Origin of the sequence: Serratia aquatilis, from assembly GCF_044865145.1 — a bacterium.
Lineage (GTDB): Bacteria > Pseudomonadota > Gammaproteobacteria > Enterobacterales > Enterobacteriaceae > Chania > Chania aquatilis.
The window spans coordinates 2,734,749-2,758,402 of sequence record NZ_CP173186.1; the positions used below are offsets into that span (position 1 = coordinate 2,734,749).

17 protein-coding genes, 2 tRNA genes and 2 pseudogenes are annotated in these 23,654 nt (G+C 49.6%); 10 read left to right on the forward strand and 11 right to left on the reverse strand.

Annotation, left to right across the window (positions count from 1 at the left end; translation table 11 throughout):
- Positions 1-27: 27 nt before the first annotated feature.
- Together punC and cfa are read left to right on the forward strand one after the other, a co-directional pair.
- Positions 28-1,203 carry a purine nucleoside transporter PunC gene (gene punC, locus SAQUA_RS12300; protein ID WP_380675277.1) on the forward strand — a complete coding sequence of 392 codons (1,176 nt, stop codon included), beginning with the start codon at positions 28-30 and terminating at the stop codon, positions 1,201-1,203.
- A 352-nt stretch (positions 1,204-1,555) separates the two neighbouring features.
- Entirely contained in the window at positions 1,556-2,707 is a 1,152-nt protein-coding gene (gene cfa / locus SAQUA_RS12305) for a cyclopropane fatty acyl phospholipid synthase (protein ID WP_380675279.1), read from the forward strand.
- 102 nt (positions 2,708-2,809) lie between these two features.
- Here cfa and SAQUA_RS12310 read toward each other — a convergent pair whose 3' ends face one another.
- The gene (locus tag SAQUA_RS12310) at positions 2,810-3,460 is read right to left on the reverse strand and encodes a riboflavin synthase subunit alpha (RefSeq protein ID WP_380675281.1); all 651 of its coding nucleotides are present in this window, start codon (positions 3,458-3,460) and stop codon (positions 2,810-2,812) included.
- Between the two features lie 288 nt (positions 3,461-3,748).
- Here SAQUA_RS12310 and SAQUA_RS12315 point away from each other — a divergent pair, with 288 nt between their 5' ends.
- The 6 genes from SAQUA_RS12315 (at position 3,749) to SAQUA_RS12340 (ending at position 8,307) form a co-directional block, all read left to right on the forward strand.
- Complete coding sequence (locus tag SAQUA_RS12315; RefSeq protein WP_380675283.1) at positions 3,749-5,125, forward strand: MATE family efflux transporter; 1,377 nt, start codon at positions 3,749-3,751, stop codon at positions 5,123-5,125.
- Positions 5,126-5,317: 192 nt separating this feature from the next.
- Positions 5,318-5,394 (forward strand) — tRNA-Val (locus SAQUA_RS12320).
- Between the two features lie 20 nt (positions 5,395-5,414).
- A tRNA-Val gene (locus tag SAQUA_RS12325) sits at positions 5,415-5,491 on the forward strand.
- A 121-nt stretch (positions 5,492-5,612) separates the two neighbouring features.
- Positions 5,613-5,915, forward strand: coding sequence for a cupin (locus tag SAQUA_RS12330; protein ID WP_380675285.1), 303 nt, complete (start codon positions 5,613-5,615; stop codon positions 5,913-5,915).
- Between the two features lie 435 nt (positions 5,916-6,350).
- On the forward strand, positions 6,351-7,763 hold the full coding sequence (gene pykF, locus SAQUA_RS12335; RefSeq protein ID WP_380675287.1) for a pyruvate kinase PykF: 1,413 nt from the start codon (positions 6,351-6,353) through the stop codon (positions 7,761-7,763).
- A 307-nt stretch (positions 7,764-8,070) separates the two neighbouring features.
- Positions 8,071-8,307, forward strand: a complete 237-nt coding sequence (locus SAQUA_RS12340) for a major outer membrane lipoprotein (RefSeq protein WP_380675289.1) — start codon at positions 8,071-8,073, stop codon at positions 8,305-8,307.
- Between the two features lie 158 nt (positions 8,308-8,465).
- Here SAQUA_RS12340 and SAQUA_RS12345 read toward each other — a convergent pair whose 3' ends face one another.
- From SAQUA_RS12345 to sufA, 7 genes and pseudogenes are all read right to left on the reverse strand, one after another.
- On the reverse strand, positions 8,466-9,479 hold the full coding sequence (locus tag SAQUA_RS12345; RefSeq protein WP_380675291.1) for a L,D-transpeptidase family protein: 1,014 nt from the start codon (positions 9,477-9,479) through the stop codon (positions 8,466-8,468).
- Positions 9,480-9,765: 286 nt separating this feature from the next.
- Positions 9,766-10,182 (reverse strand): cysteine desulfuration protein SufE, encoded by a 417-nt coding sequence (gene sufE / locus SAQUA_RS12350; protein ID WP_380675293.1) that lies wholly within the window; start codon positions 10,180-10,182, stop codon positions 9,766-9,768.
- An 86-nt stretch (positions 10,183-10,268) separates the two neighbouring features.
- The gene (sufS, locus tag SAQUA_RS12355; protein WP_380675295.1) at positions 10,269-11,489 is read right to left on the reverse strand and encodes a cysteine desulfurase SufS; all 1,221 of its coding nucleotides are present in this window, start codon (positions 11,487-11,489) and stop codon (positions 10,269-10,271) included.
- The gene (gene sufD, locus SAQUA_RS12360) at positions 11,486-12,775 is read right to left on the reverse strand and encodes a Fe-S cluster assembly protein SufD (RefSeq protein WP_380675297.1); all 1,290 of its coding nucleotides are present in this window, start codon (positions 12,773-12,775) and stop codon (positions 11,486-11,488) included. The genes sufS and sufD overlap by 4 nt, the downstream gene beginning before the upstream one ends.
- Positions 12,750-13,496, reverse strand: a complete 747-nt coding sequence (sufC, locus tag SAQUA_RS12365; protein WP_380675299.1) for a Fe-S cluster assembly ATPase SufC — start codon at positions 13,494-13,496, stop codon at positions 12,750-12,752. The genes sufD and sufC overlap by 26 nt, the downstream gene beginning before the upstream one ends.
- A gap of 43 nt (positions 13,497-13,539) precedes the next feature.
- A pseudogene (gene sufB, locus SAQUA_RS12370) lies at positions 13,540-14,922 on the reverse strand (Fe-S cluster assembly protein SufB); the annotation flags it as partial.
- Positions 14,912-15,232: pseudogene (sufA, locus tag SAQUA_RS12375) on the reverse strand (Fe-S cluster assembly scaffold SufA); the annotation flags it as partial. The pseudogenes sufB and sufA, both read right to left, overlap by 11 nt.
- Positions 15,233-15,532: 300 nt before the next feature.
- On the opposite strand from sufA, the gene SAQUA_RS12380 reads away from it, so the two are divergent.
- Positions 15,533-15,937, forward strand: coding sequence for a hypothetical protein (locus SAQUA_RS12380; protein WP_380675301.1), 405 nt, complete (start codon positions 15,533-15,535; stop codon positions 15,935-15,937).
- Between the two features lie 33 nt (positions 15,938-15,970).
- Here SAQUA_RS12380 and menI read toward each other — a convergent pair whose 3' ends face one another.
- Both menI and SAQUA_RS12390 read right to left on the reverse strand, forming a co-directional pair.
- Positions 15,971-16,387, reverse strand: a complete 417-nt coding sequence (gene menI / locus SAQUA_RS12385; protein WP_380675303.1) for a 1,4-dihydroxy-2-naphthoyl-CoA hydrolase — start codon at positions 16,385-16,387, stop codon at positions 15,971-15,973.
- Complete coding sequence (locus SAQUA_RS12390) at positions 16,384-19,440, reverse strand: FAD-binding and (Fe-S)-binding domain-containing protein (RefSeq protein WP_380675305.1); 3,057 nt, start codon at positions 19,438-19,440, stop codon at positions 16,384-16,386. The genes menI and SAQUA_RS12390 overlap by 4 nt, the downstream gene beginning before the upstream one ends.
- Before the next feature lie 244 nt (positions 19,441-19,684).
- On the opposite strand from SAQUA_RS12390, the gene ydiK reads away from it, so the two are divergent.
- A complete protein-coding gene (gene ydiK, locus SAQUA_RS12395; RefSeq protein WP_380675307.1) occupies positions 19,685-20,782 on the forward strand; it encodes an AI-2E family transporter YdiK in 1,098 nt (365 codons plus the stop codon).
- 74 nt (positions 20,783-20,856) lie between these two features.
- On the opposite strand, the gene ppsA is transcribed toward ydiK, so the two are convergent.
- Positions 20,857-23,235 (reverse strand): phosphoenolpyruvate synthase, encoded by a 2,379-nt coding sequence (gene ppsA, locus SAQUA_RS12400; RefSeq protein ID WP_380675309.1) that lies wholly within the window; start codon positions 23,233-23,235, stop codon positions 20,857-20,859.
- Between the last annotated feature and the right edge of the window lie 419 nt (positions 23,236-23,654).

A 23,654-nucleotide genomic window follows, 5' to 3' on the forward strand; every position in this document is an offset into this window, starting at 1 on the left:
CGACAACAAAAATTTAACGAGAAAGACATGCGAAACTTTGGATTTATGTTTTACCTGGCTGGTCTGAGTATGCTGGGTTATCTGGCTACCGATATGTATCTGCCAGCCTTCGGCGCCATGCAACAGGATTTACAAATTTCCGCCGGTGCTATCAGCGCCAGTTTGAGTATTTTCCTTGCCGGTTTTGCTTTTGCCCAACTGCTTTGGGGACCACTGTCCGATCGGTTGGGCAGAAAACCGGTGTTGTTGATCGGTCTGACACTGTTCGCTGTTGGCTGCCTGGGCATGCTGTGGGTGCAAAATGGTGCACAACTGTGGGCTCTGCGTTTTCTGCAGGCCATTGGGGTCTGCTCTGCGGCCGTAACCTGGCAGGCGATCGTGGTTGATCGCTACCGCGAGGGTAAGGCAAATCGTGTCTTTGCTTCCATTATGCCACTGGTTGCCCTTTCCCCTGCCTTGGCTCCGCTGCTCGGCGCATGGCTGCTCAATCATATGGGATGGAGGGCTATCTTCGCCGTGCTGCTCGGCATAACGGCATTACTGATCATTCCAACTTTATTACTTAAAGACACTAGGCTTGTGCCTTCGTCCGACAAAAAGCCAGGGCTAAGTTTTTTGCAGATTTTGAAATCCCCAATATTCAGTGGCAATGTCATGGTCTTTGCTGCCTGTTCCGCCGGTTTTTTTGCCTGGTTGACCGGCTCCCCCTTCATTCTCGGTAATATGGGTTATAGCCCAAATGACATTGGTTTGAGTTATGTGCCACAAACTTTGGCGTTCTTGCTAGGAGGATACAGTTGCCGAAGTGCGCTAAGTCGCATTTCTGGCAAAACCTTACTGCCATGGCTTCTGTTAGCCTATGGGTTCAGCATGGTTGCGCTCTTTCTGATCGCCACCTTGAGCAAACCGACATTGACCACGCTGTTGATCCCGTTTTGCTTTATGGCATTAGTTAACGGTGCCAGTTACCCGATTCTGGTCTCAAACGCCTTGATGCCATTCCCGGAGAGCAGTGGCAAAGCGGCAGCATTGCAGAATACGTTACAACTGGGAGGGTGTTTTATTGCCAGTCTGTTGGTTTCAGCCTTCATCGATCAACCGCTGTTGGCCACGGTAAGTGTGATGGTTGCTACCGTAATTTTTGCCGCTTTTGGGTATATAATTCAACGCGGAGAGCGCTTGAATAAAAAAACAGGCTGTTAGGCGGAAGCTTTCATAATTATCATTTTAAATAATAACTTAGTGAAAATGTTTGCCGAGCGATATTTGCTATTGAGTCTGTTCCTCGGCAAGCCTATACTCGAAAAGACCTTATAAGATAGCATTTCTTATAAGCTTTTATCACAAGTAACTGTTGTGTACGCGAATGGAATCACACTTTTTTAAGGAATAATTTGCCCGCGCTGTTGCGTAGGGAGTCTCTTAAATTTCCTCTGTTTAAAGTCGAATATCAGACGCCACGGTGAAGTTTGCCGTTGGTATATGTATGCGCCTGTAAAAATCGCCTAGGCTTTTTTTACTGGTTCATAAGTCAGAAGAAGGTGATGGAGAAATTATGAGTTCATCGTGTATAGAAGATCTGAGCATTCGGGACAACCAGTGGTACCGCATAGTGCATGAAATGCTCAGTATGGCCGATATTGAAATCAATGGTTCACGCCCTTTCGATATTCAGGTTTACAATCCAAATTTTTTCAAGCGTGTATTGCAGCAGGGCTCATTGGGGCTCGGTGAAAGTTATATGGATGGTTGGTGGGAGTGTGAAAGGTTGGATATCTTCTTTCAGCGCGTTCTTACCGCCGGGCTTGAAAATAAACTCCCACACCACCTGAAAGATATATTTAACATAGCTATCGCTCGCCTGACCAATCTGCAGTCCAAGAAACGCGCCTGGATTGTTGGTAAGGAGCATTATGATCTTGGCAACGACCTTTTTACCTTAATGCTTGATCGTTATATGCAATATTCCTGTGGCTATTGGAAAGATGCTACCACCTTGGAAGAAGCGCAGGAAGCCAAGTTGCGAATGATCTGCGAAAAGCTGGATCTTCGTCCGGGCATGAAAGTGCTAGATATTGGCTGCGGCTGGGGGGGCCTCTCCGCCTTTGCTGCCAAGCACTACGGTGTTTCCATGGTCGGCGTGACAATTTCCGCAGAGCAACAGAAACTGGCACAGGCGCGTTGCGCGGGATTGGATGTGGAAATACTGCTGCAGGATTACCGCGAGCTCAATCAACAATTTGACCGTATTGTTTCAGTTGGTATGTTCGAACATGTCGGCCCCAAAAATTACCAAACCTATTTCAACGTTGTCAGGCGTAATTTAAAACCTGATGGCCTTTTCCTTTTGCATACTATTGGCTCAAATCGGACAGATATGAATGTTGATCCGTGGATCAACAAATATATCTTCCCGAATGGTTGCCTACCTTCCATAAAGCATATTGCGCAGGCTAGTGAGCGTTGCTTTGTGATGGAAGACTGGCATAACTTTGGATCTGACTATGATCGCACCTTGATGGCTTGGCATGAAAGATTCAAGCAAGGGTGGCCGCAATTGGCGGCAAATTATTCCGAGCGATTCGAACGAATGTTCAGGTATTATCTCAATTCCTGCGCGGGGGCATTCCGTGCACGCGATATTCAACTATGGCAAATCGTATTCAGCCCAGAAGGTATTGAAGGAGGAATTCGCGTTCCACGTTGATTACTAAGTTAATTTATTGCCAATTACCCCAAATAAGCCGCTACGGATAACGTCGCGGCTTCTTTATCACTGCTGTCGGGGGAATTCAGCACCAATGTGCAATCAAGCTTTTGTTACCGGTACAGCGGCAGCCGCAATTGCGGCTTCACGGTTGGCCAGGACACGTTCTACGGTATCAACTACCGCCTGTGTTTGTGGGTCGATTTCAATATTCACCTTATCGCCGAGGCGTTTTTTACCTAGTGTGGTGCGCTCAAGCGTTTCCGGGATCAAATGAACACAAAAACGGTTGTTAATAACCTCACCAATAGTCAGGCTAATACCGTCTATGCCAATGAAACCTTTATGCAGCACATATTTCATTAGATCCGCACTTGGCATTCGCAACCATATCTGACGATTATTTTCCGAAGTATAAATCTTGGTGATTTCTGCTGTACAAATAATATGACCAGACATCAAATGCCCGCCAATTTCATCACTGAATTTAGCCGCCCTCTCAATGTTAACCACGTCACCTTGGACCAGATAGCCAAGATTGGTCAACCGAAGCGTTTCTTTAATCAGATCAAAACTGACGTGGTTACCCGCTATCGCCGTAACGGTAAGGCAGCAACCATTGTGGGCGACAGAAGCCCCTAACTCCAAGCCCGGTAGCAGTTCATCCGGCATTGCAACAACGTGAGTACGAAAGTTAGGTTTTTCATCAATGGCAACCAGCGGGGCGGTGCCTTGTACGATACCGGTAAACATGTTGGCCTCTTCTTCAAAATATGTTCAACGCACTGAACGCAGTTTGCCCCAGTTTAGGCAGAAAACCAAACTCACAACGGCAAAAAAAGTGCACATGCGCATTTACTGTACCCTACGTATTTTAATCTCTGACTGGGCACTTGAAGTATGGCAAGAACCACTATTTAGTAACAATATTTGCTTAACGACCCTGAGCAGGTACAATCTTTTCGACGAATTCCGCTTTTTTCTGGTTGTCTTTTGATGGCAACAGCCCTTCCTCAATAAAAAATGATAAAAGGTGTATACGTGCAGAAGTACTTCATTGAGGCGCGTAGTTTATTGGCCCTCGCGATCCCAGTAATCATCGCGCAAATATCTCAAACAGCAATGGGTGTGGTCGATACCATTATGGCCGGGGCATATAGCGCTACGGATATGGCTGCAGTCGCTGTTGGAACATCAATCTGGCTACCTGCTATTTTGTTTGGCCATGGTTTATTGCTGGCCCTGACTCCTGTCATTGCCCAACTCAATGGGGCGGGCCGCCGTGACCGCATTGCGCATCAGGTTCGTCAGGGCTTCTGGTTGGCATCTGCTGTTTCGGTGTTAATTATTGCGTTGATCTACAACAGTAAGTTTGTCATCGATATGATGCATAACATCGATCCAGCCTTGGCTGATAAAGCAGTAGGCTACCTGCATGCCATCATGTGGGGGGCTCCAGGGTATCTTTTCTTTCAGGTTGTACGTAACCAGTGTGAGGGCCTGTCAAAAACCAAACCCGGTATGGTAATTGGTTTCATTGGTCTGCTGGTCAATATTCCGATCAACTATATTTTCATCTACGGCAAGCTGGGTATGCCGGAGCTGGGTGGGGTCGGTTGTGGAGTTGCCACCGGAAGCGTTTATTGGATTATGTTCCTGATGATGCGTTGGTACGCGAAGCGCGCGCCGTCACAACGCGATATCAAACTGGGAACCGGTGCAAATCGCGGCCCGGATTGGGCATCCTTAAAACGCCTGATTGGTATCGGTATGCCGGTGGCGCTTGCGTTGTTCTTTGAAGTCACCCTGTTTGCCGTTGTCGCTTTGCTGGTTTCACCACTGGGTATTGTTTCGGTTGCCGGGCACCAGATTGCACTGAACTTCAGTGCATTGATGTTTGTCCTGCCGCTCTCACTGGGTGTCGGAGCAACCATTCGCGTCGGACACCGGCTAGGGGAAGGCTCAGTAGAAGGTGCCCGCGTCGCTGCCTATGCAGCAATTGCTGTAGGCGTCGCTATGGCCAGTTGTTCCGCATTGTTCACTGCTGCATTTCGTGAACAGATTGCCCTGCTTTACAACGATAACCCCGAGGTTGTTGCCATGGCCTCACACTTGATGCTACTGGCAGCTATCTACCAGATATCCGATTCCGTACAGGTGATTGGCAGCGGTATCCTGCGTGGCTACAAGGACACCAGGGCGATCTTCTACATCACCTTTATTGCCTATTGGATCCTGGGATTGCCGAGCGGTTATTTGCTGGCGCTGACGGACTACATTGTACCCGCGATGGGGCCAAGCGGTTTTTGGATTGGCTTCATTATCGGCTTAACCTTCGCCGCCCTAATGATGGCATTGCGCATGCATTGGCTACAACGGCAACCTGCCGATATGATTTTGCATCGCTCCACGCGTTAAAGCTGCTCACCGGTTTGCTCAGTGCCAACCGGTGAGTTCCTCATCAAGCTTTGCAGAAAAAAACGCCTTACTGCACATAAGCTCAGCAATCACGTGAAATACCAACAAAAATTGTGTTTTTCCCCTTGCCAGCGAGCGGGGAGCTCGTTAATATTCGTCCCCGCTGTCAGCCATGACAGACAGGAAAAAGATGCGTCCGTAGCTCAGTTGGTTAGAGCACCACCTTGACATGGTGGGGGTCGATGGTTCGAGTCCATTCGGACGCACCAAATTCCTGAAGCAGTTCAGTGCGTCCGTAGCTCAGTTGGTTAGAGCACCACCTTGACATGGTGGGGGTCGATGGTTCGAGTCCATTCGGACGCACCAATTCTTTATTTCAACTCTTTTGTTCCTATCTTCCTTCAACAGACCTTTATCAAGTAAATACGCAGCGATATGAGCAACATGCATCAGACACGGTCGGGACAATTCTTCGGAGATAACTTTGATGTTGGTATTTACAGCTGAATGTCCGTTTAAAGATCTCGGCAACGGCATTGCCAGTCGCCAAGGGCGAATGAGTGATAATTCCCGTGCAAGCGAGGTGAAGTTCGAGACAGGTGCGTTCGGCCAATTGCACAAATTGCCCGCCCCACAGCAAGTCCGTGTCCTCTCTGGTGAGTTTGAGTTCACTCTCGGCAACGACATGCATATTCTTTTCGCTGGGGAAACGCTGAGCATTCCTGCGGCGACTTTATTTGGCTGTTTCTGTCTTGCAGAAGGTAGCCTGCTAGAAATTCCGCAAAAATAGCTAACCCCCTATTTTGGCAATATTATCTGCAAGCTGTTAAGATAATGGCTTACATAAATGCCATTTGCGCAACAAACCTATACCAACAGTTTTCATTTGCGCCACATTTACCCCGGTAATGATTAAACCTGCCATACAGAACGGTTTTTTGTTTTGTTTCCCGCCATAGAGCCTTTATAATGCGCAACGTCTTTCAGTTGAATGGTTTCAGCCCTTGATCTGCGAAAACGCAATAACAGCAAATCCTCATCTCTTTTTTTTGCGCAGCATACCCGCATTCGGGCGCAGGCCGAATTTTTCCACACCATTTAGACTGTGGTCACCTATCCTTAACTATGTTTTGCATTACCAGGCACAGCTCAAATCCCTTACCGATGGTTTGATCCTCGGTACCGTTCGTTTTATTTTCCATCACAACTTGCAGAAAAAATCGTCATGAAAAAGACCAAAATTGTTTGTACTATCGGCCCTAAAACCGAGTCAGAAGAAATGCTGACCAGCCTGCTGAACGCTGGCATGAACGTAATGCGCCTTAACTTCTCCCATGGCGATTATGAAGAGCACGGTAACCGCATCAAGAACATGCGCGCCGTGATGGCAAAAACAGGAAGAACTGCGGGCATCCTGCTGGACACCAAAGGCCCTGAAATTCGGACCATGAAACTGGAAGGTGGCGTAGATGCATCATTGATCGCTGGCCAGACGTTCACTTTTACTACCGATCAAAGCGTCATTGGCAACAAAGAACGCGTTGCTGTGACCTATCCTGGCTTTACTGCTGACCTAAAAGTGGGCAATACGGTGCTGGTTGATGACGGCCTGATTGGTATGGAAGTTACTGCGGTAACGGAAAGCGAAGTGGTTTGTAAGGTACTGAACAACGGTGATCTAGGTGAGAACAAAGGCGTTAACCTACCTGGTGTTTCCATTCAGTTACCTGCGCTGGCAGAGAAAGACAAACTTGACCTGATCTTTGGTTGTGAACAAGGCGTAGACTTTGTTGCTGCCTCCTTTATCCGTAAGCGTTCCGATGTGTTGGAAATCCGTGAGCATCTGAAAGCCCATGGTGGCGAAAACATTCAGATCATCTCTAAAATTGAAAATCAGGAAGGCCTGAACAATTTTGATGAAATCCTTGATGCGTCAGACGGCATCATGGTTGCTCGTGGCGATCTGGGTGTGGAAATTCCGGTAGAAGAAGTTATCTTCGCGCAGAAAATGATGATCGAGAAATGTAACCGTGCACGTAAAGTGGTTATCACCGCCACCCAAATGCTGGATTCGATGATCAAGAACCCGCGCCCTACCCGCGCAGAAGCTGGGGACGTTGCTAATGCTATCCTCGACGGCACCGACGCAGTTATGTTGTCCGGCGAGAGCGCCAAGGGTAAATACCCGTTGGAAGCTGTTACCATCATGGCAACCATTTGTGAGCGTACCGATCGCGTGATGCCTAGCCGCATTGATGCCGTGCACGATAACCGCAAACTGCGTATTACCGAAGCGGTATGTCGTGGCGCGGTTGAAACGGCAGAGAAATTGGATGCTCCATTGATTGTTGTGGCCACCAGCGGCGGTAAGTCTGCAAAGTCGGTACGTAAATATTTCCCTAACGCCGTCATTTTGGCCCTGACTACCAACGAAACCACTGCGCGTCAGTTGATCCTCAGCAAGGGTATTGTTACTCAGATAGTCAAAGAAATTGCTTCTACCGACGATTTCTACCGTATTGGTAAAGAAGCCGCATTGGCAAGTGGCCTTGCACAAAAAGGCGATGTCGTCGTAATGGTTTCTGGTGCATTAGTTCCAAGTGGGACCACCAATACAGCATCAGTTCATGTGCTGTAATAAATAAACGCGACACCTATTCACTGTTCAAAACGTCGCCTAGCGGCGTTTTTTTTTTCACTACAACCTATTTTCCGAAAAGGCAACCATTAACTGCTCATTATTTAGCTAATTCCAATTGAGACTAGTCCCATGGAATCAGGCTGTTTTCCCTCGTTTTTTTAACTATTTTGTAAAAGAAGGTGTAAGTTTGAGCGAACGATCAAAATAAAGGGCACTAATACAAAAAAATTATTCTCTTTCGAAAAAAGTTTGTGTAATACTTGTAACGCTACATGGAGATTAACTCAATCTAGAGGGTGTTATAATGAATCGTACTAAACTGGTACTGGGCGCGGTAATCCTGGCTTCTACTATGCTGGCTGGTTGCTCAAGCACTGCTAAAATGGATCAACTGTCTTCTGACGTTCAGACTCTGAACGCAAAAGTTGATCAGCTGAGCAACGACGTGAACGCAATCCGTTCTGACGTTCAAGCAGCTAAAGATGACGCAGCGCGCGCTAACCAGCGTCTGGACAACCAAGCTCAAGCTTACAAAAAGTAAGATAGCTTAGGTTATTAAAACGGTGCACCTTGTGCACCGTTTTTTTTTGCCCAAATTTCAGAGCCCTCAGCGTCCACATTTTCCATCACCGCCGTGCGGCACCAAAAAAAAGTCCAGCACAAGGCTGGACCCATTCTTGGTCGGCTTAGCAGCCGTTTTTAATTCACCGAGCTGATCGGTGCTCCGCCAGCAGCAGTATCACTATCGCTCTGAGGCTCTGTAGCGGTCATTGGCGCCTCGGAAGGTGCTTGCCCTACATTGACCAGCACTGGCATGCCTGAACGCCTTACCATGGCGCTGTCGAACACGGTTTTGTCAGTCAGCTCATCTCCCGCAAACAATTTCTGAGTTTTAGAAAGTGCAATAGGCATCGTCTGCGGATCGTCATTGGCTGTTCTCGATAACGGCTGGTGTACTTCTACATAACGTTTACCATCCGGCTCAACGGATATTTTCACTGGCTCATTGATAATCTGCACCCTGGTTCCTTGCGGAACCTTATTGAACAACTCTTCAATGTCGTCCGGCCGCAGACGGATACAACCAGAACTGACCCGCATACCAATACCAAAATTCGCATTGGTGCCGTGGATCAGATACTCACCATGCCCCATCGCCAGACGCATAGCGAACAGCCCCATCGGGTTTTCAGGGCCTGCTGGTATCACCGCTGGTAGGGTAACGCCCTCTGCCAGGTAGCGTTTACGGATGTTGGCCGTTGGCGTCCAGGTAGGATTGGGGATTTTCTGGCTAACCGAAGTGACCTTCAGTGGCGTATGCATACCCGTCTGGCCAATACCAATCGGATAGACGATTACTTTATCTTCACCTTTTGGATAGTAGTAAAGGCGCAGTTCGGCCAGATTCACTACGATACCTTCATGAGGGGTCTCTGGTAACAACATCTGCGATGGGATCGTCAGTGCAGAACCGGGGTTTGGCAGATAAGGGTCGATACCTGGGTTGGCTTCCAGCATCCCCAACAAACCAATTTGATAATCGGCAGCTATGGCTTCCAGTGAACGGCCATCATTTGGCACGTTGTAGATGGTATTTTCACCAATCAGACGGCTACCTGGCGGTGGCAACGGGTACTCGGTCGCACGGGCAGTTTGAGTCCCTGCCAGTACGGTGGCGAATAACATCCCCACTAAAGTCAACGCACGTTTCATTCTCATCCCTATTCATATTACAGTTCATTGCAAGGCTATGGCGCACTTGCAGGTAGGTAAATCAGACACTTTCTCATCAATAGTAGCAAGAACCCGGTCAAAGGCAATAAGTTGTCTAAAAATCAACATGTTATAACGCAATTAATACCTTTGATTGTCAAGGGTACGTCAATGACTAACTCGCTGAAATGCCGATAAATTGGTTTATAAAGCGGGGAGTTTTGGCTGGATTGTAAAGGCTCGCTGACAATCATCACCACTCACGAACCCCCGATGACAAGATGAGTCATTGAAGACTGACTGCTCTAGCGCGAATAGTACGGATCATCGCTTCCAACCCCTGCGTGCGGGAAGGTGTTAAATGCTGGTTCAACGCTAACTCTGAGAAGAAAGGGCGTACATCCAGCTCGATAACCTGGCGCGGCGTAAGCGAGTCATACAGAATGAACACGACCGCCAGCAATCCTTTTACTATTACCGTATCACTGTCGCCACGAAACGCCACCCGCCCTTCACTCTCTTTGGTCATTAGTACCCATACCTGACTCTGGCAACCGCTTATGGCATTTTCCGCCCGTCGCTCAGCGTCTTCGAGTGGCGGTAATTTGCCCCCCAGTTCAATCAGGTACAGGTACTTTTCCTCCCAGTTCAAGCAGCGGCTGAAGTTGCGTACCAATTTATCTTTATCCGGCAAATTCACCATGGTGTTCCCTCGAATGAATCCCTTTGCGTGTTTCAAGGCTAACTTGAATGCTACAGGGCATCAAACTTGCCATCAGATGCTGAATATCAGCCTAACAAGGTGTGGATACGTTGCAAACCAGTCGCTAACCGATCCACCTCTTCGTGCGTATTGTAAAGTGCCAATGATGCCCGACACATACTGGGCACTTTGTAGAAGGACATTAGCGGCATCGCGCAATGGTGCCCGGTGCGAATAGCAATACCATATTGATCCAGGAAGCTGCCCACATCGTAGGCATGATGAGCACCAAGGTTAAAGGCAATCACGCCAGAACGTTTCACCGGCCCGTATATTTTCAGCGTTGGGACCTGAGGCAATACTTCTAGCGCGTACTGCATCAAAGATTGTTCATAATCCTGGATGGCATCCAGCCCCAGCGTATTTACGTAATCAATAGCAGCCCCGAGGCCCATTATCCCCGCGGTATTGGGTGAACCGGCTTCAAAACGCCAAGGCGGTGCAGCGAACGTAGTCCCATCCGTCAGGCTGACATGTTGGATCATTGCCCCGCCGCCTTCCCACGGCGGCATTTGCTCCAGCAAGGGTAGCCTGCCGTACAGAATGCCGATCCCACTAGGCCCATAGAGTTTATGACCGGAGAACACGTAGAAATCACAACCGAGTTCCTGCACGTCAATGCGCTGATGCATAACAGCCTGAGCACCATCAACCAACACCTTCAGCCCAGCAGCCTTGGCTACAGGAATAATGTCACTTAATGAGTTCACTGTACCTAGCACATTAGAAACCTGAGTGATCGCCAACAGCTTGGTAGACGAGTCGATCAAACCTGGCAACTGGGCTAGGTCCAAGGTTCCATCTTGTTGTAGTGGCCAGATACGCAACTGAATACCGCGCTCAAGTGCCAGCATTTGCCAAGGCACGATATTGGCGTGATGTTCCATCTCCGTGATAATAATGCTGTCACCCGGCACCAGTAAATGGCGGCCAAAGCTGTTGGCGATCAGATTGATACCTTCCGTGGTGCCTTTCACAAACACAATCTCTTCGGCAGATGCTGCATTGATAAATTGTGCAACCTGCAGGCGTACCGCCTCCATCTGCTGTGTGGCTTCGGCACTCAAGGTGTGGATGCCACGATGCACTGCAGCATAACCATGACGATAAAAACCTAATTCACGATCAATAACCCGCTGAGGTTTCTGCGCGCTGGCCGCGCTATCGAGATAAACCAGCGGTTGTCCGTTGACCTTTCGGGCCAACAGCGGAAAATCGCGACGTACTCGTTCTATGGGAAAACTCATAAATCCCCCTGCAGGGGCAAACGCTCAGTGATACGAGCCAGCACGCGTTCGCGGATGAGATTTTCGGCAATACCTTCGGTCAGTTCAGCCGCAAAGGCGAAAATGATCATCTGTTGCGCCGAGTTTTTGCTGATCCCCCTTGATTGCAGGTAGAACAGTTGTTCTTCGTCGATACGGCCTACAGTGGCTCCGTGGCTGCATTTAACGTCATCAGCGTAAATTTCCAACTGCGGTTTGGTATCAACTTCGGCCACTTTCCCCAGCAACAGATTATTGTTTGTCATCTGCCCATCGGTTTTAATTGCGTGCTGAGCGACTTTGATTGCGCCATTAAAGACGGCTTTGGCCCGATCGCTTACCACAGTTTTATGTAACTGGCGGCTCACGCAATAGCCTTTGTTATGCTCCACATAGCTTCGGGTATCACATATTTCTTTGTCTACGGGCAATACCAGGCTATTGATGTTCAGATTGGCACCTTCCCCGTTCAACTGAGCGCTGGTGTTATGCCGTGTCAGCCCGGCCCCTAGCAAGAAACTATCACTTTTGACCCGAGCATCGCGGCCAATCCGCAAATCATTGTGAGCAAAGTGATAGCTTGCCTGGTTTTCGAACGCCAATTTGTAATGACGCAATTCTGCATTGTCGCCAACGTCGATGGTCAGGCGTGAACCGGTAAAGTGTGCAGTTTCACCCAGGCTGACATAATGTTCGATGACCTCTGCCTGCGCGCCAGTTCCAACCGCCAGATGATGTCGATGATTCACGGCATTCAATTCGCTGCCATACTCACGCCCACGGCTGATATGCAGCATATAAAGCGGTTTAGCCGCCACTTTGCCCGCAGGCAAGCGAATAAAGCTGGTTTCCAGCGCCAGGCTTTCGGTTAAATGCAGGAAGAACTCTGGCTGAATAGGCTCCGGTAGCACCGCTTGTAGATCGCTGTCTGCCAGTTCCAGCCGGTAATCGCCAAGATCACCATCACTTAATTGAGGGCAAAAATGCCCATCGATAAACACCAGGCGGTAAGCCTCAATCTTTAACGCTAAAGCGTCACACTCACCGGCATCAAGCGGCTCAAGCAAGGGTGCCAAGAAGCTGAGTTCCTGCAAACCTTCCAGAGGGGTATATTTCCAGTTTTCATGTTTACGCGTCGGCCAACCAAGATGGAGAGCCTGCTGCCAGTGCGCCAGCGCATGCTTTGAGTCTGCACCACAACGGCTTTCAAACAGCCGTTTCATCTGCTGTAACGCATCTGAACTAATGTTGGTCAGCAAGCCAGCCATATCCCTGCTCCTCCAACTGTTTCACCAACGAGAAATCGCCGGATTTGATAATTCGCCCTTGGGAGAGAACATGAACATGATCCGGCATGATGTGATCCAGAATGCGCTGATAGTGAGTCACGATGATAAAAGCGCGTTTGCCGTCGCGCAGTGAGTTGATGCCGTTGGCGACGATCTTCAACGCATCAATATCCAGCCCGGAGTCAGTCTCATCCAGAATGCATAAATCTGGTTCCAGTGCGGCCATTTGCAAGATATCGTTACGTTTCTTTTCCCCGCCGGAAAAGCCGACATTGACCGAACGCGTCAGCAAGTCGGCAGGCATACCCAAAAGTTTGATCTTGTCCTCAATGAAGTCCGCGAAGTCAAAACGATCAAGTGACTCCTGGCCACGATATTTGCGCACCGCATTTACTGCGGTATGCAGGAAGAAATGATTGCTGACGCCGGGGATCTCCACCGGATATTGGAATGCCAGAAATACTCCGGCCCCCGCGCGATCTTCCGGAGCCTGTTGCAACAGATCACGCCCCTTGAAAATCACCTCGCCCGCAGTAACCTGATACTCCTCACGCCCGGCCAGCGTGGCGGAAAGCGTGCTCTTACCTGAACCATTAGGCCCCATAATGGCATGCACTTCTCCAGGTTTGACTGCCAGACTCACCCCTTTGAGGATCTCATTACCTTCCACACTCACTTTCAAATCTTTGATGTTTAACATTGAGCATCCTCAGGTCATGCTGCCGAGTGATTCATCCTCGCGCTTAGCCAACGCTGTGTTCCAGGCTGATAGCCAGCAGCTTCTGCGCCTCTACAGCAAATTCGAGTGGCAGTTTTGAGAACACGTCTTTACAAAAGCCGTTAACGAACATTGAGATAGCATCATCTTCACTGATACCCCGCTGTCGGCAATAGAACAATTGGTCATCACCAATCTTTGAGGTTGTTGCCTCATGCTCCAACTGGGCACTGTTATTACGTGCCTCCACATAGGGGAAAGTATGAGCACCACTATCAGGCCCGATCAACATGGAGTCACACTGGGTAAAGTTGCGGGCGTTTTCAGCGCCAGGAAGGATTTTGACCAACCCGCGGTAGGTATTCTGACTGTGCCCGGCGGAGATCCCTTTGGCAATAATGGTCGATTTGGTATTTTTACCGATGTGGATCATCTTGGTACCGGTATCGGCCTGCTGATGGCCGTTGGTCAACGCCACAGAGAAAAACTCACCGATGGAGTTATCACCTTGCAAGATCACGCTGGGATATTTCCAGGTAATGGCTGAACCGGTTTCTGACTGTGTCCACGACATTTTTGAACCGGCCCCCTCGCATAGCGCACGCTTGGTGACAAAGTTAAGAATGCCCCCCTTGCTGGTACTATCGCCCGCGAACCAGTTTTGCACCGTTGAGTACTTTACTTCAGCGTCCTTTTGCAGGATCACCTCCACCACAGCGGCATGCAGTTGATAGCTGTCACGCACTGGCGCAGAGCATCCCTCGATATAGCTAACGTAACTTCCTTCATCGGCGATGAGGATCGTTCGTTCGAATTGACCGGTTTTTGCCGCATTGATACGGAAATAGGTTGAGAGTTCCATAGGACAACGAACGCCCTTTGGTACGTATACAAAGGTGCCGTCAGAGGCAACCGCAGCATTGAGCGCCGCGAAAAAATTGTCATTGTGCGGCACCACTCGGCCTAAATATTGCCGTACCAGGTCTGGATATTCCTGAATCGCCTCACCGAGAGAGCAGAAAATCACACCGCTCTCTGCCAAGGTTGCACGGTAGGTGGTGGCAACGGAAACCGAGTCAAAAATAGCGTCCACCGCTACCTCGCTCCCTTCACGCACCGGCACCCCCAACTGATTAAATGCCAGTTCCACTTCACTGGTCAGGTAGCTCGTTGATGCTCCGGGTAGTTGTTCAGCCCCTGGTTGAGAACCACAGGCATCATCACAATGGCCGCAAGATGGTGCCGAGTAATAGCTATAATCCTGATAATTCAGCTTGTCATAATGGGCTTTCAGCCAGTGCGGTTCCTCCATTTGCATCCAGGCATGATACGCCTTCAAGCGAAACTCCAGCATCCAGTCGGGTTCGTTGCGCTTGGCCGAAATGGCCCGCACGACAGTTAAATTTAAACATCTGATTCAGCCCTTCGCGGACGAAATCTACCGTAGTACCATCAATAAACGGCATCGCTTTCAGGGGTACATACAGCTTCGCGCCCCCCCGCTCAAACAACAAATCATCGCTAGCCGGTTCACTGACCAGATCCAGCACATACGCAAAACCAGCGCAGCCCGATTGCTTAACCCCCAACTGCACCCCTTTAACCTGCAGATCTTGCTGCATTAGTTTGATTATCTGTTGCACGGCGCTGTCACTTAGCGAAATGCCTTGCCAGACATTTTCTTTCAAAGAGAAAGTACCGACACTTTCCGTTTGCATATGGTTTACCTCCCTCTTGTGCTTTACCACGGTCAATCCGGACTCGAGTGAGAGTCATTATCGTCTGGATGGATTGCACAGGGTTTGAACTGCGCGCATTGAACATTCATATAAAATACCCATTTGACTATTTAATCTGTCTCAAAAATGCGTTTTGCTGTTTTAAGTTTAGCCACTGTTGAATTTTTACCCAACCAAAGCCTCATCGCTGCAACATAAAACGCACGTAACCATTGATCATTGCTTCTTTAGTCAATATGATAATGATTATCATTTAGATTTAAATGGGAAGGGGAGCAGATGGAAACTTCGATCAAAGCATGGTTACTCAGCAAAATTGATGAATACAAGTTCGGCCTGCGTGATGCTACCGTAGATTTCTATATGGCAGAAACGGCGTTAAGGCGACCAGAATGCAGCCTCAACCATCTTAAACATTACAACAACGTGAGCCTCGCTCTGGCTAATTTATGTCTGGAAAATGGTGATGACGAAAGCTATCTGCTCGCTCTTAGCAAACTGCATAACAGAATGATCATTGAGATCAATAATTCTCAGCGCTGCCAGTTGTTTCGCGCTCAGAGCTACCATTTTGCGCGCTACTCGCTGACGCTGATTTGCCAGAAATATTCGATGGAAGGCGTGTGGGAAAAAGCCAATGCACTACAGCAGGACTTTGCAAAGCGGGTACCCTTTCAACTATGAAAATCCCCGCAGGCGTCAACCTGCGGGTTTTCATCATTCCAGCACGGCGGTAGTCAACCGTGAGGTACAGCATAGGCGGTCACGATCGTCGAAAATCTCTATCTGCCAGACCTGATTGCGCCGGCCAACGTGCAAGGCTCGGCAAACACCGCGCACCTGCCCTTTGAAGACCGCTCGGATATGATTGGCATTAATCTCCAATCCAACCACTTTTTGCTCCCCTTCGGTACACAGATACCCCGCCATTGAGCCCATCGACTCCGCCAGTACTACCGAAGCACCACCGTGCAAAAGACCGAATGGTTGCGTAGTCCGGTTATCAACCGGCATCACTGCCTCCAGGTAGTCATCCTCCATACGGGTAAATTGGATACCAACATGGCCAACCATGCATCCTTCACCCGTTTGGTTAAGATGTTCCAGCGTTGTTTCACGTTTCCAAAGCTTCACTCAATGATCTCCAGAAGAGCCTGCAACGGATGTCGCACGCCATTGCCCTCAATACGTTTTACCTGGCTACGGCAAGAATAACCGGTTGCCAGACAGCGCTGCCGTGGCAAACTTTGTAGTGCCTGATGCCAGGACAATTCATAAATACCCAGTGAATTTTGCTGGTTCTTGGCTTCATGGCCGTAAGTCCCCGCCATACCACAACAGCCTACGCTCACATTTTCCAGTTTTGCCCCAAAACGGGCAAAGATGGTGGCCCATTGCTGAACGCTGGCGGGTAATGCGGTTGTTTCGGTACAATGGCCAAACAGATACCAGCTATCGCCCACAACAGGTTGCTCCGCACGTTTTGCCAGCAACGGTTGCAACCATTCGTGCACCAATTGTACCTGGAAATTACCACGTGAATCGCCAAGGATCTCCTGATACTCGTCGCGGTAACACAGCACCAGCGCCGGATCTACCCCAACCATTGGCATACCCAGCTTAGCTACCCGATTAAGGAAATCAGCAGTTTTACGTGCCGTTTTGGCAAAGCGTGTCAGAAACCCTTTGATGTGCTGTGCCTTGCCGTTTGGCGAGAATGGCAACAAGATCGGCTTATAACCTAACTTTTCTACCAGCCGGACAAAGTCTGCCACCACCTGCGCATCGTAATAGCTAGTGAATGGATCCTGCACCACCAGCACATATTGCTCGCGTTGCGCTTCACTGAGCGTTTCAATCTGTTCAAGCGTCATGTTAAAAGCGCTATGCCCGACCAGCGTCTGGCGTAAAGTCGGGCTGGAAAGCAGCGGTAAATCCACCATGCCAATGCTGGCACGGCTCAATTCACGCACCCACGACTGTTTAAAGAAGAAATTGAATACCTTTGGCGCTTTTGCCATCAGCGGGGTGTAACTTTCCACCCCAGCAACCATATAGTCACGCACTGGGCGCAAATACCGGGTGTGATAGAGTTGCAGGAAGCGCGAGCGGAAACCTGGCACGTCGATTTTGATTGGGCACTGTGTTGAACAGGCTTTACAGGCAAGGCAGCCTGACATCGCCTCTTTCACTTCATGCGAAAAGTCATACTCCCCCTTGTTGGCACGCCAGCTGTTACGAGTCTTGGCTATCACATCGCGGAAACTGAGGCGTTGTTGCGGCAGTTGTTTTTCCAGCGCAACAGGATCGACGCCCTGCTCTGCCAGCAATCTTAACCATTCGCGAACCAGAGCAGCTCGGCCTTTGGGGGAATGGATGCGATTACCGGTGATCTTCATCGACGGACACATCGGGCTACGCACATCAAAGTTAAAGCACAGACCGTTGCCGTTACACTCCATCGCGCCGCGGAAAGAGGTGCGGATGTCGATAGGAATAAGGCGGTCAAAAGAGCCACGCTTCACCGCATCAACTTGCATCATTGGCGCATCAACCCCGAATGGTGAGCAGATTTTGCCGGGGTTCAGGCGATTATGGGGATCAAACACCGCCTTAACGCGCCGCAATTCTTCATATAGGGTTTCACCAAAGAAAGCCGGGCTGTATTCCGCACGGAAACCTTTACCGTGCTCGCCCCATAGCAAACCGCCGTATTTTGCCGTCAGCGCAACCACCTGGTCGGAGAGCTGCTTCATCAGTACTTCCTGCTGCGGGTCGCACATATCCAGTGCCGGGCGCACATGCAATACGCCTGCATCAACGTGCCCAAACATGCCATAGCTCAGTTTATGGCTGTCGAGCAGTTGACGGAACTCCGCGATATAATCGGCCAGATGTTGGGGTGGCACGCAGGTATCTTCGGCAAACGGGATCGGCTTAGCCTGCCCTTTGGCATTACCTAACAGCCCAACCGCTTTTTTGCGCATCGAATAGATGCGTTCAATAGCGCCGAGATCGCTACAAACCTGATAGCCAATCACCCCTGACTGTTGTGTAGCAATCAGCTCATCCAGTCGTTGGCAAAGGGCAGCCATTTGTGAGTCGATCAATACTTCATCATCACCAGCAAATTCGACGATGTTCAGCCCGAGCATCTCTTTATCCGGCACATTGCTGATCAATTCGCTGACCGAATGCCAAACAATATCTTCACGGGCCAGATTAAGTACTTTTGAATCGATAGTTTCAACCGATAACGCCTTGGCCTCCACCATAAATGGTGCATTCCGCAGTGCTGAGTCGAAGGTATCGTATTTTACGTTAACCAGACGGCGCACCTTCGGCAATGGCGTAATATCCAGCCGAGCCTCGGTAATAAAGGCCAGAGTTCCCTCTGCCCCAGTCAGGATACGCGTCAGATCAAAAGTTTGCAGATCGTCACTCAACACATGGCGTAAATCATAACCAGTAAGGAATCGGTTAAGTTTGGGGAATTTCTCCAGGATCAGCGCTCGCTGGTCGCGGCAACGGTTGAGTACCGTTGCGTAGACTCGGCCTTCCGGCGTATCCTCCTGAGCAATCGTTTCCGCCAATAGCGTTGGCATGGCGCGAGTATCAATCATATCGCCGCCCAGCAACACTGCACGCAAACCAAGCACGTGATCAGAAGTCTTGCCATAAACCAATGACCCCTGACCAGATGCATCGGTATTAATCATACCGCCCAACGTGGCTCGGTTACTGGTGGAAAGCTCTGGCGAGAAGAAATAACCGAATGGCTTCAAATATTGATTAAGCTGATCTTTGATCACCCCGGCTTCAACTTTTACCCAGCCCTGTTCAACGTTAATTTCCAGGATGCGGTTCATGTAGCGCGACATATCAACCACGATACCGCTGTTCAATGACTGGCCATTGGTGCCGGTGCCGCCCCCTCTCGGGCTAAAAGTCAGCGCCTTGAAGCGTTCCTCATTAGCCAAGCGGGCAAGTAAAGCCACGTCGCCAGTTGAACGTGGAAATACCACCGCATCAGGTAAGAGTTGATAGATACTGTTATCCGTCGCCATCGTCAGACGATCGGCATAGCTGGTGGCAGTATCGCCGTTGAATCCGTTCTGTTTCAATGCTTCCAAAAAATCGAGCACCCGTTGAACGAGGCCGGGTGTCTGAGAAATCTGTGGGATCATTCGCTTTTTGACCCTGTCTGTCTCGCCTATGGGGATAGGCACTTAGTTTTTAATTGCTTAATCAGGCCTGGATCCAGACCCACCCTAACAAACTTCTTTTTAGTGAAGGCTTTCACATTATCACAAAGTCGCGGCAACAGAAGCGCCCTGCAGTAAAACCTGCGTTCGACTGTGCAAGTTGCCAAAAATCCTTCATGATAAAAGGGTACAAAGGACTTAATTTAAATAGGATGAAAACGTATTCATGACACAACCGGATCGCCGATACGACTTACCCACGATTATTTTTGGCGTGCTGTTTATTGCCATCATGATCGTCGCCAGTTTTTGGGTAGTCCAACCCTTTATTCTTGGCTTTGCCTGGGCAGGCATGGTGGTAATTGCAACCTGGCCAGTATTGATCAAGATACAGAACCTGCTTTGGGGCCGCCGTTCGCTGGCTGTTCTGGTTATGGTCGTTTTACTCCTCCTACTGTTTGTTCTGCCGATTGCGCTGCTGATCAGCAGCGTTGTTGACAACAGCGCTCCTATGGTTGCCTGGGTAAACGAGCCGGGCAAGATCCAAATCCCGGATCTGGAATGGTTGCGGTCAATTCCGTTGGTTGGGGATCGCGTTTTTAACAGCTACCATCTGTTGGTGAACACCGGGGGCACCGCGCTGATTGCCAAAGTACAACCCTACTTTGGCCAGACCGCAACCTGGTTTGTCACCCAGGCGGCGCACATTGGCCGCTTTCTGGTGCACTGCGCATTGATGTTGTTGTTCAGTGCGTTGCTGTATGCCCGAGGCGAACAGGTGGCGATGGCCATACGGCATTTTGCCGTGCGCCTCGGTGCAGCGCGTGGTGATGCCGCCGTGGTGCTGGGTGGGCAAGCAATCCGCGCGGTTGCGCTTGGCGTGGTCGTCACGGCATTGGTGCAATCCGTACTGGGAGGCATTGGTCTGGCGGTTTCCGGTATTCCTGCTGCCACCTTGCTGACGGTATTAATGTTCGTTTTCTGTGTCGCGCAATTAGGGCCATTGCTGGTATTGATCCCGGCAATTATCTGGCTTTACTGGAGCGGTGAGACTACCTGGGGCACCGTATTGTTGGTGTGGAGCTGCGTAGTAGGCACGCTGGATAACTTCCTGCGGCCAGCGCTGATCCGAATGGGTGCCGACTTGCCATTGATTCTGATCCTGTCTGGCGTTATCGGAGGATTGTTGGCATTCGGTATGATTGGCCTGTTTATTGGCCCGGTCGTGCTGGCGGTTTCCTATCGTTTGCTCAGTGCTTGGGTCAATCAAGCGCCTGTGCCAGTAACCGATGCGGAAGAGATAGAAAAAGAGTTGGAACAGTAATCGTCGATTACGACAGAGAGCAAAAAGCCGTCAACTGATCGACGGCTTATTTGACTTAATCGCTTGCAAGCGACTTACTTTCTCTTGGACAAATTAATCCAGGTTTTCACTACCGTATCTGGATTCAGCGACAGACTATCAATCCCCTGGTCCATCAGCCACTCGGCAAAATCCTCATGATCCGACGGCCCCTGCCCGCAGATACCAACGTACTTGCCGTGGCGCTTGGCAGCTTGAATAGCCATCGAAAGCAGCGCTTTTACCGCCTCATTGCGCTCATCAAACAGCTCAGAGACCACACCAGAGTCACGATCCAACCCTAGCGTAAGCTGTGTCATGTCGTTGGAGCCAATAGAAAAACCATCAAAATACTCAAGGAACTGATCGGCCAACAAGGCGTTGGAAGGGATTTCACACATCATGATCACTTTTAACCCGTTCTCACCACGCTTCAGCCCTTGACGCCCAAGTTCAGCGACTACTGCCTCCGCTTGCGCAACGGTGCGAACAAATGGAACCATCACCTCTACGTTGGTCAGGCCCATGTCATTGCGCACGCGTTTCATAGCCGCGCATTCCATGGCAAAACAATCGCGGAAGCTATCGGCCACATAACGGCCAGCGCCACGGAAGCCAAGCATCGGGTTTTCTTCGTGGGGCTCATACTTCTCGCCACAGACCAGATTAGCGTATTCATTGGATTTAAAGTCGGAGAGACGCACGATAACGCGTTTCGGCCAGAACGCTGCGCCCAGTGTGGCAATGCCTTCGGTCAAACGACCAATATAGAATTCAACTGGATCATCATACCCCTGCATCAGCGTCTTGATTTCCGCCTGCAGTTCAGGCGTCTGTTGATCAAATTCGAGCAAAGCACGTGGGTGCACACCGATCATACGGTTAATAATAAATTCCAGCCGGGCCAAGCCCACCCCTTCATTCGGTAAACGGGCAAAGTCAAACGCGCGATCCGGGTTACCCACGTTCATCATGATCTTCAGCGGCAGTTCCGGCAGCTCATTAACTTCTGAACTCTGTACGGTGAACTCCAGCATGTCACTGTAAACAAAACCAGTATCACCTTCAGCACATGAGACAGTGACTTTCTGCCCCTCTTTCAGCAATTCGGTAGCATGGCCGCAGCCAACAACCGCCGGGATCCCCAATTCACGGGCAATAATCGCCGCATGACAGGTTCGCCCACCGCGATTGGTAACGATAGCCGCCGCTTTTTTCATGATCGGCTCCCAATCCGGGTCGGTCATATCGGTAACCAATACATCCCCCGGCAGGATACGGTCCATTTCGCCGATATCGTGAATAACTTTCACCGGCCCGGCACCAATACGATGACCAATGGCGCGCCCTTCCACCAGCACGTTGCCGCTGCCATTGAGTTGATAGCGTTCCATTACCTGTTCATTAGAGCGCACGGTTTCCGGACGAGCCTGCACGATCAGCAACTTTCCTGTGTGGCCATCTTTAGCCCACTCGATATCCATCGGGCGGCCATAATGTTTTTCGATCAGCAGCGCCTGATGGGCGAGAGATTGGACTTCATCGTCGGTCAGAGAGAAACGGTTACGCTGCGCCTCAGGCACATCCTCAATACGAACCTGTTTGCCATGGTCCTTTGACGGTGCATACACCATACGGATTTTCTTCGAGCCAAGATTGCGCCGCACAATAGCCGGGTTGCCTTTCAGCAGCGTCGGTTTGTGGACGTAAAACTCATCGGGGTTAACGGCCCCCTGAACCACCATTTCCCCCAGCCCTAACGCAGACGTAATGAAAACCACCTGATCGAAGCCGGATTCGGTATCAATAGTAAACATTACACCCGATGAGGCCAGATCGGAGCGCACCATACGTTGCACCCCGGCGGAAAGCGCTACGCCACGATGATCGTAACCCTGGTGCACACGGTAAGAGATTGCCCGGTCATTAAACAGTGAGGCGAAAACGTGCTTGATTGCCACCATGACTGCGTCAATGCCCTGAACGTTGAGGAAAGTCTCCTGCTGGCCGGCAAACGAAGCATCCGGCATATCTTCAGCTGTGGCGGAGGAACGCACGGCAAATGATGCCTCTTGCTCACCTTCAGATAACTGCTGGTAAGCCAGCGTTATTTCACGCTCAAATTCAGGGTGGAAAGGAGTATCAATGACCCATTGGCGAATTTGTGCTCCGGCCTTGGCCAGTTGAGCAATATCGTCAACGTCTGTCTGATCGAGTAACTGATAAATGCGCTGGTTGACACCGCTTTGCTCAAGAAAATCATTAAAGGCTTGGGCGGTGGTGGCAAAACCATTGGGTACGGCAACACCAAGGTCGGAAAGATTAGTGATCATTTCACCGAGTGAGGCATTCTTACCGCCAACACGGTCAACGTCGTGCATGCCAAGCTGGTTGTACCAAAGCACATTACTCAAGTCTGGGCGATTGTTAGACATCGAGACGATCCTTTTGCTATCAGTGGGGTAAAGTCGATTTTTATGCGTTTATAAGCACACCGCAGAAACGATGCCAAGCCAGACTAGCATAAGGAGTTATAGAAGATTGAAAGGTGAATCGATCCACCCATGCCAGAAAATGAATTTTAAGAGAATTACCCCTGATAAAATAATTATCAGGTATCGTTCCCTTTTAAAATTAATAAATAAAATCAATCAATTAAATTTCACTCAACCTGAAGGCTAATATCCTCACTATTTATGTTTACTTTGCTTAAAATAACGGCACAAACTTGTATTATTGTCGTTTTTTAAATTGCATTACGTTTTATAAAAAATAAAATATTGTTTCTTTATTTTTGTCATTAATATTTAATTAGTTCATTACCAAGAAAGACTCAGTGCCATCACAAAATTCC